Origin of the sequence: Pseudomonas sp. RSB 5.4 (assembly GCF_037126175.1) — a bacterium.
In the GTDB taxonomy this organism is placed as follows: Bacteria; Pseudomonadota; Gammaproteobacteria; order Pseudomonadales; family Pseudomonadaceae; genus Aquipseudomonas; species Aquipseudomonas fluorescens_H.
The window spans coordinates 4381070-4396054 of the sequence record NZ_CP146986.1 but is presented as its reverse complement, the minus strand read 5'-3'; the positions used below and the strand labels follow the sequence as shown (position 1 = coordinate 4396054).

The 14985-nt window shown below is 61.0% G+C and carries 16 protein-coding genes and 1 pseudogene; 4 read left to right on the top strand and 13 right to left on the bottom strand.

Annotation, left to right across the window (positions count from 1 at the left end):
• Positions 1–11 precede the first annotated feature (11 nt).
• Genes V9L13_RS19970 through exbB form a run of 3 tightly spaced genes read right to left on the bottom strand, consistent with a single transcriptional unit; the run spans position 12 to position 2149 of the window.
• The gene (locus tag V9L13_RS19970) at positions 12–761 is read right to left on the bottom strand and encodes an energy transducer TonB (RefSeq protein WP_103483728.1); all 750 of its coding nucleotides are present in this window, start codon (positions 759–761) and stop codon (positions 12–14) included.
• A complete protein-coding gene (gene exbD / locus V9L13_RS19965) occupies positions 758–1186 on the bottom strand; it encodes a TonB system transport protein ExbD (RefSeq protein WP_103483727.1) in 429 nt (142 codons plus the stop codon). The genes V9L13_RS19970 and exbD overlap by 4 nt, the downstream gene beginning before the upstream one ends.
• Before the next feature lie 6 nt (positions 1187–1192).
• Positions 1193–2149: a tonB-system energizer ExbB gene (exbB, locus tag V9L13_RS19960; protein WP_201136239.1), complete on the bottom strand. Its 957-nt coding sequence runs from the start codon at positions 2147–2149 to the stop codon at positions 1193–1195.
• A 188-nt stretch (positions 2150–2337) separates the two neighbouring features.
• Here exbB and V9L13_RS19955 point away from each other — a divergent pair, with 188 nt between their 5' ends.
• Positions 2338–3195 (top strand): SDR family oxidoreductase, encoded by an 858-nt coding sequence (locus V9L13_RS19955; protein ID WP_338800337.1) that lies wholly within the window; start codon positions 2338–2340, stop codon positions 3193–3195.
• A 137-nt stretch (positions 3196–3332) separates the two neighbouring features.
• On the opposite strand, the gene V9L13_RS19950 is transcribed toward V9L13_RS19955, so the two are convergent.
• The 6 genes from V9L13_RS19950 to V9L13_RS19925 all read right to left on the bottom strand — a co-directional run bounded on the left by V9L13_RS19950 (position 3333) and on the right by V9L13_RS19925 (position 8640).
• Positions 3333–4073 carry a hypothetical protein gene (locus V9L13_RS19950; protein ID WP_103483724.1) on the bottom strand — a complete coding sequence of 247 codons (741 nt, stop codon included), beginning with the start codon at positions 4071–4073 and terminating at the stop codon, positions 3333–3335.
• Between the two features lie 73 nt (positions 4074–4146).
• Complete coding sequence (locus V9L13_RS19945; protein WP_003229509.1) at positions 4147–4527, bottom strand: RidA family protein; 381 nt, start codon at positions 4525–4527, stop codon at positions 4147–4149.
• 24 nt (positions 4528–4551) lie between these two features.
• The gene (gene spoT / locus V9L13_RS19940) at positions 4552–6657 is read right to left on the bottom strand and encodes a bifunctional GTP diphosphokinase/guanosine-3',5'-bis pyrophosphate 3'-pyrophosphohydrolase (RefSeq protein ID WP_003229505.1); all 2106 of its coding nucleotides are present in this window, start codon (positions 6655–6657) and stop codon (positions 4552–4554) included.
• 57 nt (positions 6658–6714) lie between these two features.
• Entirely contained in the window at positions 6715–6978 is a 264-nt protein-coding gene (gene rpoZ / locus V9L13_RS19935; protein ID WP_003229503.1) for a DNA-directed RNA polymerase subunit omega, read from the bottom strand.
• Positions 6979–7145: 167 nt separating this feature from the next.
• Positions 7146–7766 (bottom strand): guanylate kinase, encoded by a 621-nt coding sequence (gmk, locus tag V9L13_RS19930; protein WP_003229498.1) that lies wholly within the window; start codon positions 7764–7766, stop codon positions 7146–7148.
• Between the two features lie 10 nt (positions 7767–7776).
• Positions 7777–8640 (bottom strand): YicC/YloC family endoribonuclease, encoded by an 864-nt coding sequence (locus tag V9L13_RS19925; protein WP_338800336.1) that lies wholly within the window; start codon positions 8638–8640, stop codon positions 7777–7779.
• Between the two features lie 270 nt (positions 8641–8910).
• Between V9L13_RS19925 and rph the strand changes: the two genes are divergently transcribed.
• Complete coding sequence (gene rph / locus V9L13_RS19920) at positions 8911–9633, top strand: ribonuclease PH (RefSeq protein WP_003229494.1); 723 nt, start codon at positions 8911–8913, stop codon at positions 9631–9633.
• A 29-nt stretch (positions 9634–9662) separates the two neighbouring features.
• Positions 9663–10031: a DUF4870 domain-containing protein gene (locus tag V9L13_RS19915; RefSeq protein WP_003229492.1), complete on the top strand. Its 369-nt coding sequence runs from the start codon at positions 9663–9665 to the stop codon at positions 10029–10031.
• A 177-nt stretch (positions 10032–10208) separates the two neighbouring features.
• Here V9L13_RS19915 and V9L13_RS19910 read toward each other — a convergent pair whose 3' ends face one another.
• Positions 10209–10988, bottom strand: coding sequence for an exodeoxyribonuclease III (locus tag V9L13_RS19910; protein ID WP_003229491.1), 780 nt, complete (start codon positions 10986–10988; stop codon positions 10209–10211).
• An 82-nt stretch (positions 10989–11070) separates the two neighbouring features.
• Between V9L13_RS19910 and pyrE the strand changes: the two genes are divergently transcribed.
• Positions 11071–11715, top strand: coding sequence for an orotate phosphoribosyltransferase (gene pyrE / locus V9L13_RS19905; RefSeq protein WP_007954442.1), 645 nt, complete (start codon positions 11071–11073; stop codon positions 11713–11715).
• 187 nt (positions 11716–11902) lie between these two features.
• Here pyrE and argB read toward each other — a convergent pair whose 3' ends face one another.
• The 3 genes and pseudogenes from argB to dut form a co-directional block, all read right to left on the bottom strand.
• Positions 11903–12808, bottom strand: coding sequence for an acetylglutamate kinase (argB, locus tag V9L13_RS19900; protein WP_003229488.1), 906 nt, complete (start codon positions 12806–12808; stop codon positions 11903–11905).
• A gap of 17 nt (positions 12809–12825) precedes the next feature.
• Positions 12826–14223, bottom strand: a pseudogene (locus V9L13_RS19895) (phosphomannomutase/phosphoglucomutase); the annotation flags it as partial.
• Positions 14224–14525: 302 nt separating this feature from the next.
• Positions 14526–14981, bottom strand: a complete 456-nt coding sequence (gene dut, locus V9L13_RS19890) for a dUTP diphosphatase (RefSeq protein ID WP_003229483.1) — start codon at positions 14979–14981, stop codon at positions 14526–14528.
• Between the last annotated feature and the right edge of the window lie 4 nt (positions 14982–14985).

The following is a 14985-nucleotide window of genomic DNA, read 5'->3' as shown; positions in this document are numbered from 1 at the left end:
CCCACATTGGATCAGCGGCGTCTCTCGAGGGAGTACACAAACGGCGCGACAATTTCGATCGAGCCGTTGGTCAACATGTCCGCCGGTGGCTTGGGCAGCGGTTGGGCGCGGCGGATCATTTCCAGGGTGGCCCGGTCCAGATCAGCATTGCCGGAGCGGCCCACCAGTTCGAACGACAGCACATTACCTTCGGCATCCACCACGAAACGCAGACGGTTCAGGCCTTCCTTGCCCCGTGCCTGTGCGCTTTGCGGATACTTTTTGTACTTGGCCAAGTGCGCGAGCAGGGTGCCTTGCCAACTGGCCTTGGCGGCCAATTGTGCGGGCGACGGGCCCGGTGCCGGCTGGGCGGATTTCTCCGTCGGTGCCTGGGTCGGTTGCGTGTCGGCCGGTTTTTCCTCGGAAGGTTTTTCCTTCACGGGTTCCGGTTTTTTCTCGACCGGTTTGGGTGGCTGCGGTTTCGGCTTTGGCTTGGGTTTCGGCTTCGGTACGGCAATTTCGGCCTTGGGTGCTTCAGCCAGTTTCGGAATCGGCAGCTCTTCAACCGGAGCCGGTGGCTGCGGCGGTGTGACGACTTTCGGCGGAGCAGGCGGTGGCGGGGCCGGAACCGGTGCCAGCTCGACCACCATTGCCTGCGGCGGCAGTTCGATGGGCGGGCGGGCGGTCCAGTTCAGCGCCAGCGCGATGGCCAGCGCGTGAACGCCCAGCACCACGGCCAGGCTACCGCTGTAACGCGTCAGCTTATGGCGCGTCGTGATCATTTCTTGGCTGCGCTCTCAAGGCCCACCAGACCGACCTTCAGGTAACCGGCCGAGCGCAACTTATCCATCACGCTCATCAGGTCGCCGTAGTCCACGCCTTTGTCGGCCTGGAAGAAGATGGTGGTGTCTTTCTTGCCCTGGGTCTTGGCGTCGAGGACGGCACCAAGGGTTTCGGCGTTGACTTCGTCGTCGCCGATGTACAGACGCTGATCAGCTTTTACGCTGAGGAACACCGGTTTCTCCGGGCGCGGCGCCGGTTTGGCGGTCGAGGCCGGCAGATCGACTTTGATGTCTACTGTGGCCAACGGGGCGGCCACCATGAAGATGATCAGCAGCACCAGCATCACGTCGATGAACGGCGTGACGTTGATTTCGTGGTTCTCGGCCAGATCGTCGTCTGCGCCTTCTTTCAAATGCAGGCCCATGGCCGATTACCCCACTTTCACCATGTGTGGTTGCGAGCTGCTGCGCTCAGGCTGGTGATCGAGGTCACGGCTGACCAGCAGCAGAACCTGCGCCGAAGCGTCGGACACCTGCGCCTTGTAGCCGGCGATGGAGCGGGCGAACACGTTGTAGATGACTACCGCAGGAATCGCGGCAACCAGGCCCAGAGCGGTCGCGAGCAGCGCTTCGGCAATGCCCGGCGCCACGACGGCGAGGTTGGTGGTCTGGGTCTTGGCGATGCCGATGAAGCTGTTCATGATGCCCCACACGGTACCGAACAGGCCGACGAACGGCGCGGTGGAACCGATGGTGGCGAGGACGCCGGTGCCGCTGCTCATGTTGCGGCCACAGGCTGCGACGAGGCGCTCAAGACGGAAGCTGACGCGCTCCTTGATGCCTTCTTTCTCGCGGCTGTTGACCGACAGGCGCATCTCTTCGAGCGCGTCGTGCACCAGCAGATTGGCCAGGGTGCCCTCCTTCGCTGCAGTGGCGCTGGCTTCCTTGAGGGTCGCGGCTTTCTTCAGCGCAGCGATTTCACCCCGCAGACGACGCTTGGCGCCCATCAGCTCGAAGCCTTTGGCGATCCAGATGGTCCAGGTGATGATGGAAGCGATGGCCAGACCGATCATCACGATTTTCACGATGATGTCGGCGTTCTGGTACATGCCCCATGGCGACAGGTCGTGGGCCATGCCCAGGGTGTTGTCGGGTTCGAGCACCTCAGGCGCGTCTGCTGCGCTGGCGTCTACAGCCTGTACCGGGTCGGTGGCGGCTGGCGCGGCGGCAGCAGGCGCGTGCTGTTCGGTGGCAGCCGGAGCGGCTGGCGCTTGTGCGTCAGCGAAAGCGGCGGTCGGCGCCAGCATCAGGCTGAGCAGCAGGGCCGCCACCGCGCTGAAGGCGCGAGGTCGTTTGGTTGGCGAAGCGGGGATTTGATTACGTGTCATGCTGGCCGGACCTGAGGTAGAAAAACGGTGATGCTCTTCCAGGCCTCGTGAGGCCGAGAACAAAAGTGGGGTGCATTATTGCAAGTAATTCTTGTTAACAAAAGTAATAGAGTTTCTTTTTTTCCTTCATTGCTAGCCGTTCGTCCTTTGCGAGGGCTAGTCTGTTCCTTTCGTTTGGGAGTTTTTTGATGTCTGCGCCTTCTGTTTTGATTGCCGGTTGTGGTGACGTCGGCAGTCGTCTGGCTACGCAATTGTTGGCCGCCGGCTGGGAGGTGCATGGTCTGCGCCGTGATGTTTCGCGATTGCCGGACGGCGTCATCGGCGTGGCCGGTGACTTGTTCAAGGAAGATTGCCCAGAGACCTGGCCGGTCGGGGCGGTGGATTACCTGGTGTATTGCGCAGCGGCAACCGATCACGATGAGGCCGGTTATCGTGCGGCTTACGTGCAGGGTTTGCAGAACGTGCTGAGCTGGCTGGACGACTATGGGCAGACCCCTGAGCGGCTGCTGTTCGTTTCCAGCAGCAGTGTGTACGGGCAGCAGGAAGGGGAGTGGGTCGACGAGCATTCAGAGACTGTCGCCAGCGGATACTCCGGGCGACTGATGCTTGAGGCCGAGCAAGTGGCGCTGAAAAGCGGCATTCCGGCGAGCATCGTGCGCCTGACCGGCATTTACGGCCCGGGTCGTGAGTGGCTGCTGACCCAGGTGCGTCGCGGATATCGGGTGGCGGTCGAGCCGCCTCTGTACGGCAATCGCATTCACACTGATGACGCGGCGGGGCTGATGGCGTTTCTGCTGCAGGCGGCTCATCAGGGCAAGCCATTGCAGGATATCTATATCGGTGTGGACGATGCGCCCGCACCCTTGGCCGAAGTGGTTGCCTGGCTGCGCGAATATCTGGGGGTTACCGATTGGGCGGAAGACGCCAGCGTCCGTCGCACCGGCAGCAAGCGCTGCAGCAATGCCCGGGCGAAGGCGCTGGGCTGGACGCCGAAGTATCCGAGTTATCGCGAAGGCTATGCGGCGATTCTTGAAGGTAAGTGCTGACTTCCTAACGCCACAAACCACTGTGGGAGCGGGCTTGCTCGCGAAGAGGGTGTGTCAGGCAACATTGATGTCGACTGACACACCCTCTTCGCGAGCAAGCCCGCTCCCACAGGGTTACGTGTTGCTCTCAGGCGCGGTTACTGCTTCTCAAGCAACCACTTGCGTTCACCCGGGGTGAACTGCGGCATTTCATCCGCCAGTGCGCTGTTCACTGCCTGGAAAATCTCCAGCGCCTTGCCTTTGCGGGCAAAGATCCAGTTGTTGCCCTGGCCGTTGAGTTGCAGCCACATGCTGTCGTGGTCGCTGTTCATCGAGGCGCAGTCGCCTGCCAGGCACAGGGCATAGCGGTCGGCGCCGGGCAGACCGGACACCTGGCCGTCGGCCTGGAACTGCACGGTGCCGCCTTCGCCGTCGCCGCTGGCAATCTTCCAGCTGCCGCCCAAGTAGGCCGAATACAATGCGCGTTCGAAGCTGGCGCCGATTGGCGCGCCTTCCGGCACGGGGATTTGTGCGCGGTCGAACAGCTGGTCGGGTTCGTTCTCGGTGGCGGCTTGTTTCATCCGGCCGCCGTCACGTTTCAGCTCACTGCCGGAGCTGCCATAGAAGTCGACTTTCCAGGCGCCGGACTGTTCGCCCTGCAACCGTCCTTCGACGTTCTCGAAACCGTTGGTGTAGCGGGCCTGACCGGCCTTGGTGTTGACATCCCACTCCAGGTTCGGGCCATAGGCCTGAAGCGCTTCGCGCAGGGGGCCGCCCTTGGCAGCAGCATCGATCGCCACCTGGTTGATCCAGGTGCCGCTGATGTCACGGTCGGCGGGGTCGCTGGCACAGCCGCCGAGGAAAATGGCGAGCAGCGAGAGAGCAAGCGCTTTGCGCATGGTGGAATCCTTTCAAAACCTTTTCTTTACCGCAGAGCAGTCGGCGCAGCGTGTGAGGGCTGCGCCGTGTGCATTACTCGATGACCAGGATGGCATCCATTTCGACTTGCGAACCCTTCGGCAAGGCAGCAACGCCGATGGCGGCGCGGGCCGGGTACGGCTGGTCGAAGTACTTGCCCATGATCTCGTTGACCTTGGCGAAGTGGCTCAGGTCGGTGAGGAAGATGTTCAGCTTGACGATGTCCTTGAACGAACCGCCGGCAGCTTCAGCCACGGCTTTGAGGTTCTCGAACACCTGGACGGTCTGGGCTTCGAAGCCTTCAACCAGTTCCATGGTTTTTGGGTCCAGAGGAATCTGGCCCGACATGTAGACAGTGTTGCCGGCCTTGATCGCTTGGGAGTAGGTACCGATGGCGGCTGGGGCCTTGTCGCTGGTGATAACAGTCTTGGTCATGTATGACTCCTTGTTAGGTGTGAGTTAGGCACGCATGCGGGTGATGCGGATGACCCCGGTCAGGGCGCGCAGTTTCTTGATCACGCGGGCCAGGTGCACACGGTCGTGGACGCTGACCACCAGCTGGACGACGCTGATGCGGCCATCGCGCTCGTCCATGCTGATTTTCTCGATATTGCCGTCGGCCGCGTTGACGCTGCTGGCCAGCAGGGCGATCAGGCCGCGCTGGTGCTCCAGCTCGACGCGTAGTTCGACGTTGAATTCGCCGGTGACATCCTTGGCCCACGAGAGCTGGATGCATTTTTCCGGGTTGTGCCGGATTTCGCTGATGTTGCGGCAGTTGTCCAGGTGCACGACCATGCCTTTGCCCGCCGACAGATGACCGACAATCGGGTCGCCCGGTATCGGCGTGCAGCACTTGGCGTAACTGAGCACCAGACCTTCGGTGCCGCGAATCGCCAGCGGACCTTCCGGACTGGGCAACTGTTCACCTTCGCCGAGCAGACGGCGCGCCACGACATAGGCCATGCGATTACCGAGGCCGATGTCTTCGAGCAAATCTTCGATCAGTTCGAGGCGGTACTCGGTAAGCATGGCCGTGACGCGCTCGGCCGGGATCTTCTCCAGCGAGCTGTCGAAACCGTTGAGCACCTTGTTCAGCAGGCGTTCGCCGAGGCTGATGGACTCGGAGCGGCGTTGCAGTTTCAGCGCATGGCGGATGTGCGTGCGTGCCTTGCCGGTGACCACGAAGTTGAGCCACGCCGGGTTCGGCCGCGCGCCGGGTGCGCTGACGATCTCGACCGTGGAGCCGCTTTGCAGCGGTTCTGACAGCGGTGCGAGACGGCGGTTGATCCGGCAGGCGATGCAGCTGTTGCCGACGTCGGTGTGCACCGCGTAGGCAAAGTCGACCGCCGTGGAGCCTTTGGGCAGCTCCATGATCCGGCCTTTGGGCGTGAACACGTAGACCTCGTCCGGGAACAGGTCGATCTTCACGCTCTCGATGAATTCCAGCGAGTTGCCGGCACGTTGCTGCATTTCCAGCACGCCTTTGACCCACTGACGGGCGCGGGCGTGAGTGCCTTTCGGCTGCTCGTCACCGCTGGATTTGTAGAGCCAATGGGCGGCAATGCCGTTGTTGGCCATCTCTTCCATTTCGCGGGTACGGATCTGGATCTCGATCGGTACGCCGTGCATGCCGAACAGTGTGGTGTGCAGCGACTGATAGCCGTTGGCCTTGGGGATCGCGATGTAATCCTTGAAGCGCCCCGGCAACGGTTTGTACAAATTATGCACAGCACCCAGCACGCGGTAGCAGGTATCGACCTTGTCGACGATGATCCGGAACGCATAGACGTCCATGATCTCGTTGAAGGCTCGACGCTTGCCGCGCATTTTCTTGTAGATGCCGTAGAGGTGTTTCTGGCGCCCGCTGACTTCGCCCTGAATGCCGTCGATCGCGAGGCAGTGGCCGAGGGACTCTTCGATCTTGTTGACGATTTCCTTGCGGTTGCCCCGGGCGCGCTTGACCGCCTGGTAGATCCGCGCGGAACGCATCGGGTGCATCGCCTTGAAGCCGAGGTCTTCGAATTCGATACGAATCGCGTGCATGCCCAGCCGGTTGGCGATGGGCGCGTAGATTTCGAGGGTTTCCTTGGCGATCCGGCGGCGTTTTTCCCCGGACAGCACTTCCAGCGTGCGCATGTTGTGCAGGCGGTCGGCGAGTTTGACCAGGATCACGCGAATGTCGCGGGCCATGGCCATGGCCATTTTCTGGAAGTTTTCGGCCTGGGCCTCGGCCTTGGTCTCGAAGTTCATCTGGGTCAGTTTGCTGACCCCGTCGACCAGTTCGGCCACGGTTTCACCGAACTGCGCTTGCAGCGCCTCTTTGGCGATACCGGTGTCTTCGATCACGTCATGCAGCATCGCGGCCATCAGGCTCTGATGGTCCATGTGCATGTCGGCAAGAATATTCGCCACCGCCAGAGGATGGGTGACGTACGCCTCGCCGCTGCGACGGCGCTGACCGTCATGGGCTTGTTCGGCGTAGAAATACGCTCGGCGGACCAGGTTGACCTGGTCGTTGCCGAGGTAGGTCGATAAGCGATCGGCGAGGGCGTCTATGCTCGGCATGATGACTCCTGCCGTAGGCTGTGTTCCCGCGCCGTGCTACGTCGACCAGGCATAGGCTTAGACGGCCTCGTTGGACTCGTCCTCGAACGCAGCGAAGACCGGGTCTTCGTGGACGATTTCCTGCTCGGCGATGAACTCGTAGCTCATCAGGCCTTCTGCGATTTCACGCAGGGCGACAACGGTCGGTTTGTCGTTTTCCCACTGGACCAGTGGCTCTTTGCCGCCGGTGGCCAGTTGACGGGCACGCTTGGTAGAGAGCATGACCAGCTCAAAGCGGTTTTCCACGTGTTCTAGGCAGTCTTCAACGGTTACGCGGGCCATGGTATTCCTCGGAGCGAATGCAATATGCGCGCTGCCCGGTTGGGCGAGCGGACTGAGCAGTTTAAAAAATCACCAGCGATTAGGGAAGCGCTGATTTTTTGACCAGACCCTTCAACGCGCTGCAAGCGCCAATGTAAAGCGCTTGCAGCGGTTTTGGGAAGTGCTGATTAACCGAGCAGTTCGGCCAGTAATTTGCCGAAACGTACCTGCTGGCGTTTCTGTTGCAGCTGGTTGGCGCGGAAAATCGCCTTGAGATCGTCCAGTGCATGGGCGAAATCGTCGTTGATGATCAGGTAGTCGTACTCGACATAGTGGCTCATCTCGCTGACCGCTTCGCGCATCCGGCCGTCGATGATCTCGTCGCTGTCCTGACCGCGGTTGGTCAGGCGCTGGTGCAGGGCCTGAAGCGACGGCGGCAGGATGAAAATCGAGCGTGCCTGCGGCATCAGCTTGCGCACTTGCTCGGCGCCTTGCCAGTCGATTTCCAGAATCAGGTCGTGACCTTCGTCCAGCGTCTGCTGCAAGCGGCTTTGCGAGGTGCCGTAGAAGTTGCCGAAGACTTCGGCGCGTTCGAGGAAGTCGCCGTGCTCGCCCATCTTCACGAACTCTTCGCGGGTCACGAAGTGATAGTTCACGCCGTCCACTTCACCCGGACGCATGGCGCGGGTGGTGTGGGAGATCGAGACGCGGATTTCCGGATTGGCATCGGTCAAAGCCTTGACCAGGCTGCTCTTGCCCGCACCCGATGGGGCGGAAATGATGTACAGGGTGCCGGTGCTGTGGGTCATGTCTGTTGCCTTACTCAATATTCTGCACTTGTTCACGCATCTGCTCGATCAACACCTTGAGGTTGACGGCGGCCTGGGTGCTGCGCGGGTCGAAGGCCTTGGAGCCCAGTGTGTTGGCTTCGCGGTTGAGCTCCTGCATCAGGAAGTCGAGGCGCCGGCCGGCGGCACCGCCGGACTTGAGCACCCGGCGCACTTCGATGATGTGGGTGCTCAGGCGATCCAGCTCTTCGGCCACATCGCTCTTTTGCGCGAGGATGACCATTTCCTGTTCCAGACGCTGCGGGTCCAGTTCGGCCTTCATGTCGGTGAAGCGGTCGAGGACTTTCTGGCGCTGGGTGGCGAGCATGTGCGGCACCAGTTCGCGCAAGGTCACGACATCCTCTTCAATTGAAGTCAGGCGCTCGTTGATCAGGCGTGCCAGCTCCGCGCCTTCGCGCTCGCGGCCGGCCTTGAGTTCTTTCAGGCCTTGATTGAACAGGGCCAGCGCCTCGGCGTTCAGGGCTTGCGGATCGGTCGCGTCGGCCACCAGCACGCCTGGCCAGGCCAGCACTTCCAGAGGGTTCAGTGCCGCCGGGTTCTTGATCAGGCCGGCAACGGTTTCGGCGGCGGCGACCAGTTGCGCGGCGCGCTCGCGGTCGACCTGCAACGGTTTTCCGGTGCTTTCTTCGGTGAAGCGCAGGGTGCATTCCAGTTTGCCCCGCGACAGGCCCTGACGCAGGGCTTCACGCACCGCGCCCTCAAGGTCGCGGAACGACTCCGGCAGGCGCAGGTGCGGTTCGAGATAGCGGCTGTTGACCGAACGCAGCTCCCAGCTCAGGGTGCCCTGGGCGCCGGCTTTTTCGACGCGGGCGAAGGCGGTCATGCTGTGCACCATGGCGGTGACCTCGCAATGCAGATCGGCGCAGAAGGGATGTTCCGCAGGCTCGATATCAATGAATTTAAGCCGACTGGCAGCAAAGGCGCAGGATTGTAGCGCAGTGCGGCGGATGCGCCCAAACACACGGTGTGACAAAGGGCTGCAGGCCGTCGGTTATGCGCGTTTCAGGCCTCTGGGTCGACGGTCGGAATTTTTAACCCGTGCCCAGGCGCGGTGCAGCGCTCTATAATGCTCGGCAGTTTTCCGTCCCCAGTACAGGTATTCCCTATGAAACGTCCAAGTGGTCGCGCTGCCGATCAGCTTCGCTCGATCCGCATTACCCGCAACTACACCAAACACGCCGAGGGATCCGTACTGGTCGAATTCGGTGATACCAAGGTCATCTGCACCGTCAGCGTCGAAAACGGCGTGCCGCGCTTCCTCAAAGGGCAAGGCCAGGGCTGGTTGACCGCCGAGTACGGCATGCTGCCGCGCGCCACTGGCGAGCGTAATCAGCGTGAAGCGAGCCGTGGCAAGCAGGGCGGCCGCACTCTGGAAATCCAGCGTCTGATCGGTCGTTCCCTGCGCGCTGCGCTGGACATGTCCAAGTTGGGCGACGTCACCCTGTACGTCGACTGCGACGTGATCCAGGCTGACGGCGGCACCCGCACCGCGTCCATCACCGGCGCGATGGTGGCACTGGTCGATGCGTTGAAAGTGATCAAGAAGCGCGGCGGCCTGAAAGGCGGCGACCCGCTCAAGCAAATGATCGGCGCCGTGTCGGTCGGTATGTATCAGGGCGAGCCGGTGCTGGATCTGGACTATCTTGAAGATTCCGCCGCCGAGACCGACCTCAACGTGGTGATGACCAGCACTGGTGGCTTCATCGAAGTCCAGGGCACCGCCGAAGGCGCGCCGTTCCAGCCTGAAGAGCTGAACGCCATGCTGGAACTGGCCAAGAAAGGCATGAACGAAATCTTCGAACTGCAAAAGGCCGCACTGGCCGACTGAGCAGGTTCGTAACCCGCAAGGAGGACGCGATGAGTGATGAGCAAGAGTTGCTGCCCAAGCCGAGCCAGGAGGTTCGCCAATGGGCGATGTTTTGTCACTTGTCCGCCTTGCTGGGGATCTGGATTCCGTTCGGCAACCTGATCGGGCCGCTGATCCTGTGGCAGATGAAGCGCGAAACCGATCCGTTCATCGATGCCCAGGGCAAGGAAGCGCTGAATTTTCAGATCACCGTGGCGATTGCTGCCGCGATCTGTCTGCTGCTGATGGTGCTGATCATTGGCTTCTTCTTGCTGGGGCTGCTGGCTATTGGCGCGTTGGTGCTGACGATCATTGCCGGGGTGAAGGCGAACGAAGGCTTTCCCTACCGTTATCCATTCACCTGGCGACTGATCAAATAATAACCAGCGACGATTTCCCTTGTGGGAGCGGGCTTGCTCGCGAAGACGGTGTATCCGTCAACGAGTAGGTGGCTGACACGACGCCTTCGCGAGCAAGCCCGCTCCCACATTTGAAAAGCAGTTACCCACAAAAAAGCCGACAGCAATGTCGGCTTTTTTGCATTCACGGATCGACGCTTAGATGGTCAGCGTCCAGTCGTAGTCGACGATCAGCGGCGCGTGCTGCGAGAACCGTGGCTGGCGCGGCAGGCGTGCGCTGCGTACGAAGCGGCGCAGGCCCGGGGTCAGCAGCTGGTAGTCGAAGCGCCAGCCCAGATTCAGCATCTCGGCCTGTTCGTTGTCCGGCCACCAGCTGTACTGGTCGCCTTCGCGGCTGACTTCGCGCAGGGCATCGACATAGCCCATGTTGCCGACAATCTCGTCCATCCAGGCGCGTTCTGGCGCCAGGAAGCCCGGGGATTGCTGGCTGTCGCGCCAGTTCTTGATGTCGAGCTTCTGCTGCGCAACGTACAGCGAGCCACAATAAATGTACTCGCGACGTTTACGCCGCTGCTTGTCCAGGTACTTGCCGAAGTCGTCCATGAGCTTGAACTTCTGGTTCAAATCCTCATCGCCGTTCATCCCCGAAGGAAGCAGCAAGGTGGCAATACTGACTTTGTCGAAATCTGCTTGCAGGTAGCGCCCGTAGCGGTCGGCCGTCTCGAAACCGAGACCGCTGATGACAGCCTTCGGTTGCAACCGCGAATACAAAGCCACGCCGCCTTGGGCAGGGACTTCAGCATCGCAGGCATAAAGGAAGTAGCCATCCAGTTGGAAGGCTGGGTCATCCAGTTCAAAGGCGGAGGCACGGGTGTCCTGCAGGCAGATGACGTCGGCATTCTGTGCCTGCAGCCAACTGAGCAAACCACGCTCGACTGCAGCCTGAATACCATTGACGTTCACACTGATGATCCGCATAAATGGCCCCAAAAATCGCGTGCGTGTATGATACACGGCGTCAAGCTAATTAGCTAAATCCGTGGTATTTGGGGTTTTTTTCATGCAAGCGTATCAGCGCGATTTCATTCGTTTTGCCATCGATCGCGGCGTTTTGCGCTTCGGTGAGTTCACCCTGAAGTCCGGGCGCACCAGTCCCTACTTCTTCAATGCCGGCCTGTTCAACTCGGGTTCGGCCCTGGCGCAGCTGGGGCGTTTCTACGCGGCAGCCATCGCCGAAAGCGGCATTCCTTTCGACGTATTGTTTGGCCCGGCCTACAAAGGCATCCCGTTGGCAGCCACCACCGCCGTCGCGTTGGCCGAACACCACAACCGTGACCTGCCTTGGTGCTTCAACCGCAAGGAAGCCAAGGCTCACGGCGAAGGCGGCAGCCTGGTCGGCGCGCCGCTGACCGGTGAAGTGCTGATCATCGACGACGTGATCACTGCTGGCACCGCGATCCGCGAAGTGATGCAGATCATCGCGTCCCAGGACGGCGCCAAGGCCGCTGGCGTGCTGATCGCCCTGAACCGTCAGGAGCGTGGCAACGGTGAATTGTCGGCAATCCAGGAAGTCGAGCGTGACTTCGGTATTCCGGTGATCAGCATCGTTTCGCTGAACCAGGTGCTGGAATTCCTCGCCGACGACCCGCAGCTCAAGCAGCATCTGCCAGCCGTGGAAGCGTATCGGGCCCAGTTCGGCGTCTGAACTGTGGAATGAGCTTTTGTGGCGAGGGAGCTTGCTCCCGCTGGGCTGCGTAGCAGACCCGAAAAGCTTGTGAGCGCTGCGCACTCAAGCGGGAGCAAGCTCCCTCGCCACAATAGATGGAAGGCCGCAGGCAAAAAAAGGCCCCGCTCAGCCAGGCTGAGCGGGGTCTTTTTGTTTGCGCGACGTCTTACGGACGCTTGCGATTACTGATCAACGTGCCCACACCGGTGTCGGTGAAGATTTCCAGCAGGATCGCGTTTGGTACGCGACCGTCGATGATCAGCGAGCTGCCAACGCCGCCCTGAACCGCTTCCAGTGCGCAGCGAATCTTTGGCAGCATGCCGCCGTAGATGGTGCCATCGGCGATCAGGTCGTCGACCTGCTGGGTGCTCAGGCCGGTCAACACGGTGCCGGACTTGTCCATCAGGCCGGCGATGTTGGTCAGCAGCATCAGCTTCTCGGCTTTCAGCGCCTCGGCGACTTTACCGGCCACCAGGTCGGCGTTGATGTTGTACGACTCACCGTTCTCACCGACGCCGATCGGCGCGATCACCGGGATGAAGTTGCCTTTGACCAGCAGGTTCAGCAGTTCGGTGTTGATCCCGACCACTTCACCGACCTGACCGATGTCGATGATTTCCGGCTGGGTCATCTCCGGGGTCTGGCGGGTGACGGTCAGTTTCTTCGCACGAATCAGCCCGGCGTCTTTACCGGTCAGGCCGATGGCACTGCCGCCGTGACGGTTGATCAGGTTGACGATGCTTTTGTTGACCTGACCGCCGAGGACCATTTCCACCACGTCCATGGTCGCGGCGTCGGTGACGCGCATGCCATCGACGAAGTGGCTTTCGATCGACAGACGCTTGAGCAGATCACCGATCTGCGGGCCGCCGCCGTGAACCACGACCGGGTTGATGCCCACGGCTTTCATCAAGACGATGTCGCGGGCGAAGCCGGTTTTCAGCTCCTCGCTTTCCATCGCGTTGCCGCCGTATTTGATCACCAGGGTCTTGCCGACATAACGTCGGATGTAAGGCAACGCTTCGGACAGAACCTGGGCGGTGTGGGCGGCGGCTTCGCGTTCGAGGGTCATTCAGGGCTCCGGGTGAATCAGAACGGTAGTTGGAGATCAGGTGCAACGCGTTTCAATTGGGCGTGGAACACATCCTTGATGCGCTGCAATTCAGCCTCGTCATCGGCCTCGAAGCGCAGCACCAGCACCGGTGTGGTGTTGGAGGCGCGCACCAGGCCCCAGCCTTTGGCGTAATCGACCCGCACGCCGTCGATGGTGGTCAGGTCAGCGCCTGGGCCCCATTGTGCGTCGTGCAGTGCATCAATGATGCTGAATTTGCTCTCCTCGGTCACATGGATATTGATTTCCGGCGTAGAAATATCGTTCGGGAAGGTCGCAAACAGTTCTTCCGCGGTGGATTTTTCCTTGCTGAGGATCTCCAGCAGCCGTGCGGCGCTGTAGATGCCGTCGTCGAAACCGAACCAGCGCTCCTTGAAGAAGATGTGGCCGCTCATCTCACCGGCCAATAGAGCACCGGATTGTTTCATTTTCTTTTTGATCAACGAGTGACCGGTCTTCCACATTAGCGGGCGACCGCCGTATTCCTTGATCAGCGGCACCAGGCGGCGGGTGCATTTGACGTCGAAGATGATTTCCGCATCCGGGTTGCGTGCCACCACGTCGCGGGCGAACAGCATCAGCAGGCGGTCCGGGTAGACGATGCTGCCGGTATTGGTCACCACGCCGACGCGGTCGCCGTCACCGTCGAAGGCCAGGCCGAGGTCGGCGTTGGTTTCCTTGACCTTGGCGATCAGGTCGACGAGGTTCTCGGGCTTGCCCGGATCCGGGTGGTGGTTGGGGAAGTTGCCGTCGACTTCGCAGAACAGCGGGATGACTTCGCAGTTCAGCGCTTCGATCAGTTGCGGGGCAATCACCCCGGCCGCGCCGTTGCCGCAGTCGACCACAACCTTCATGCGTCGGGCCAGTTTGACGTCCCGGACGATTTCGGTGGTGTAGCGGTCAAGGATTTCGACCTGGGTCACGCTGCCCTGGCCGCTGCTCAGATCGTTGGTCTTGATGCGCTCGTGCAGCACCTGGATCTGCTCGTTGGCGAGGGTGTCGCCGGCGATCACGATCTTGAAGCCGTTGTAGTTCGACGGGTTGTGGCTGCCGGTGAGCATCACCCCGGATTTACCCGCGAGCACGTTGGCCGCGTAGTACAGCGCCGGGGTCGGGACCAGGCCGACATCGCTGACATGGCAGCCGCTTTCGGCGATACCACGGATCAGCTCGGCAACCAGCTCCGGGCCGGACAGGCGACCGTCACGGCCGACGGAAACATTCGGTTCACCTTGGGCCAGGCTCTGCGAGCCGATGGCGCGGCCGATCCAGTAAGCGGTTTCGGCATTGAGGAATTCCGGCACGGTGCCGCGAATGTCATAGGCGCGGAAGATGCTGTCGGGAAGCTTCGGGGCGATCTTGGCGGGGGTGCTCATCTGCACAAATGCTCCATCTCGAAAGTGGCGGGACACACCGACGATTCACTCGGCGGTAGGCTCAAACTGAAGGGTATGACGGCGTTTTCCACAGAGAGTTCGTGGTGTGAAAGGGCCATGACGCCTTGGCTGGCGTGGCTTGCGGCCGGCAAAACCTTGATTTTCGGCGCTAAACCTTCCGTGTGAATCTGCACAAATTCCCCCTGTAGGAGCTGCCGCAGGCTGCGATCTTTTGATCTTGCTCTTGAAAAACAAAGTCAAAAGATCGCAGCCTTCGGCAGCTCCTACAGGGAGACATCCGGTTATTTCGTGCCGGTATGGCCGAAACCGCCCGCGCCGCGTTCGGTCTCGACGAACTCTTCAACCATTTCAAAGTGCGCCTGCACCACCGGTACCAGCACCAGTTGCGCCAGACGTTCGCCGACAGTCATGGTGAAGTCGGACTGGCCACGGTTCCAGCAGGACACCATCAATGGGCCTTGATAATCCGAGTCGATCAGGCCGACGAGGTTGCCCAGCACGATGCCGTGCTTATGGCCCATGCCCGAGCGCGGCAGGATCAGCGCGGCGAGGTTCGGGTCGCCGATGTAGACCGACAGACCGGTAGGGATCAGCACGGTTTCACCCGGCTTGATCACGATGTCCTGTTCCAGCATGGCGCGCAGGTCGAGACCGGCGGAGCCCGGGGTGGCGTATTGCGGCAGCGGGAATTCGGTACCGATGCGTGGGTCGAGGATCTTGGCTTGCAAAGCGTGCATGTAA

What these genes read in the sequence shown, in the direction of transcription:
- V9L13_RS19925 (WP_338800336.1), bottom strand. Translation starts at nt 8,640, where the DNA reads ATGGTGCACAGCATGACCGCCTTCGCCCGCGTCGAAAAAGCCGGCGCC.
- dut (WP_003229483.1), bottom strand. Translation starts at nt 14,981, where the DNA reads ATGCACGCTTTGCAAGCCAAGATCCTCGACCCACGCATCGGTACCGAA.
- V9L13_RS19970 (WP_103483728.1), bottom strand. Translation starts at nt 761, where the DNA reads ATGATCACGACGCGCCATAAGCTGACGCGTTACAGCGGTAGCCTGGCC.
- rph (WP_003229494.1), top strand. Translation starts at nt 8,911, where the DNA reads ATGAAACGTCCAAGTGGTCGCGCTGCCGATCAGCTTCGCTCGATCCGC.
- V9L13_RS19945 (WP_003229509.1), bottom strand. Translation starts at nt 4,527, where the DNA reads ATGACCAAGACTGTTATCACCAGCGACAAGGCCCCAGCCGCCATCGGT.
- spoT (WP_003229505.1), bottom strand. Translation starts at nt 6,657, where the DNA reads ATGCCGAGCATAGACGCCCTCGCCGATCGCTTATCGACCTACCTCGGC.
- gmk (WP_003229498.1), bottom strand. Translation starts at nt 7,766, where the DNA reads ATGACCCACAGCACCGGCACCCTGTACATCATTTCCGCCCCATCGGGT.
- exbD (WP_103483727.1), bottom strand. Translation starts at nt 1,186, where the DNA reads ATGGGCCTGCATTTGAAAGAAGGCGCAGACGACGATCTGGCCGAGAAC.
- V9L13_RS19950 (WP_103483724.1), bottom strand. Translation starts at nt 4,073, where the DNA reads ATGCGCAAAGCGCTTGCTCTCTCGCTGCTCGCCATTTTCCTCGGCGGC.
- pyrE (WP_007954442.1), top strand. Translation starts at nt 11,071, where the DNA reads ATGCAAGCGTATCAGCGCGATTTCATTCGTTTTGCCATCGATCGCGGC.
- V9L13_RS19910 (WP_003229491.1), bottom strand. Translation starts at nt 10,988, where the DNA reads ATGCGGATCATCAGTGTGAACGTCAATGGTATTCAGGCTGCAGTCGAG.
- argB (WP_003229488.1), bottom strand. Translation starts at nt 12,808, where the DNA reads ATGACCCTCGAACGCGAAGCCGCCGCCCACACCGCCCAGGTTCTGTCC.
- V9L13_RS19955 (WP_338800337.1), top strand. Translation starts at nt 2,338, where the DNA reads ATGTCTGCGCCTTCTGTTTTGATTGCCGGTTGTGGTGACGTCGGCAGT.
- rpoZ (WP_003229503.1), bottom strand. Translation starts at nt 6,978, where the DNA reads ATGGCCCGCGTAACCGTTGAAGACTGCCTAGAACACGTGGAAAACCGC.
- exbB (WP_201136239.1), bottom strand. Translation starts at nt 2,149, where the DNA reads ATGACACGTAATCAAATCCCCGCTTCGCCAACCAAACGACCTCGCGCC.
- V9L13_RS19915 (WP_003229492.1), top strand. Translation starts at nt 9,663, where the DNA reads ATGAGTGATGAGCAAGAGTTGCTGCCCAAGCCGAGCCAGGAGGTTCGC.